This is a genomic window from Bacillus sp. GMs2/2, assembly GCF_050172095.1.
GTDB classification, from domain to species: Bacteria; Bacillota; Bacilli; order Bacillales; family Bacillaceae_G; genus Bacillus_A; species Bacillus_A cereus.
Map to the genome: position 1 here is coordinate 1 of NZ_JBNLYE010000631.1, position 1,584 is coordinate 1,584.

Sequence of the window (1,584 nt, forward strand, 5' to 3'; positions counted from 1 at the left end):
TGTTTAGAAATCATTTCATTTCGAATTTGATTGAGATGTTTATTTAATGTTTCTTTTATTGCACTACCTGTTTTGCTTTCAAAACTTTTGTTTAATTCAATTCCTTGTTCAGATAAACTTTTGCATACATCATGAAATGCTTCTTTGTTTTTTTGAATGGCATGTTTTTGGCTTGCTACTATGCTATTTGTTTTGAATGCTACATCAGTTTTTAAAAGTGATTGTTGCAGTTCTTTTTCTAATTGCTTTTTAACAGCTTGCAACTCATCTATAATAGTTCCAACTGCACCAACTGTAGCTTTTTCTATTTCTTTCTCTATTTTTTGAATTTCCCCTATAAAATCCATCATATTATCTCGCCGCCAGTCCTTCAAAATTTGTTCCTAATTGATTATCTTTATCTCGTAATGAATTAGCTGCATAAGCAATATCATCTCCAAAATGAATCAATTCTTTTTGTTTTTTCCGTAAAAGATGAATTAGTTCTTATGCTAGTTGTATATCATGAAAATAGTCTTTTCCGTTTTGGGATATTTTTGCAACCTCTCTAATTGCTTCATCTACTTCATGTTCTTCTAACAGATGATATTTTCCTCCAGGTCCTGTCTCATGCTTCAATTGACTCTTTAATTTCGCAACTTCCTCTTCTTCTTGTTGTTGAAATCTTTCTATATTTCTAATAATATCAGATAATATATCGCTTATTTTTTGTATCTCTTTTGCATGACGAATGATATCATCTGGTTCTAATTCTAGTCGAACACTACCATTATTGTGGAACATTTCTAGAAATGTTGACATTGGATGTTGTCCCATAAATACAGCCGCGAGAATACTATCTGTTCCATTACTTTTTGTTGTAAATTGTTTACCAATCATAGGTGCTCCAAATTGATTGAAATTTCCTACAGCATCTTCTTTATGAGTATAATCTACTACTTTATTTTCCATTACGCCTTCATCTACTCGTTTTTTTGCTTTATCACTTAGTAATCTATAAATATTTGGTGCAGCATATGTTGTTGCATAACAATTCATTTCTGCTGCTACATATTGGGCTTCTGCAGCACCTTTACTATGTCCGGTAGTGTGAATAGATGTAGGGTTATATTTTTTCTTAATTTTTTCTGCAAATTCTACTGCACTATCAAATGATGTCGGTACCTTTTCACCTGCTACACCAAGGTTCTTTTTCTGTCCAAGTGTAATTTGAACTATATCTGTGGTTTTATCTCCATCGAATCTACCAAATTCAGTACCGCGGTATGCAATGATTACATCGTCATACTGTTTTTTACCAGATTTATACTTATCTGCGGGTACTACAGCGATTGCTTGTAATCCATTTTTCACCTTTGTGTGATCTGCATCGAAGGTGTCTATTACCTTCCATAATTTACCGTCAATTCCTTTTATCTCTTTCCCTTCTTCCAAATAATCTTTTTTATAAACCATACTTGAAAGCTCAAAATAATCTTCATCTGTCGCAATGGTATTCTTTTTCAATTCATTCATCTGCCTCAACTCACTTCGTGGTATATTTTAAATATATTTAATGATAAGGGGAATAGGAATGAAAAAAGC

At 32.3% G+C, this 1,584-nt stretch carries 1 protein-coding gene and 1 pseudogene; both read right to left on the reverse strand.

All coding sequences use genetic code 11. The features are described 5' to 3' along the window. Positions 1 to 350, reverse strand: a 350-nt coding sequence (locus ACQGS6_RS28115; protein ID WP_426966002.1) for a hypothetical protein, incomplete at its 3' end; no start/stop codon positions are given. 1 nt (position 351) lies between these two features. Next, positions 352 to 1,515: pseudogene (locus ACQGS6_RS28120) on the reverse strand (hypothetical protein). Positions 1,516 to 1,584 lie beyond the last annotated feature (69 nt).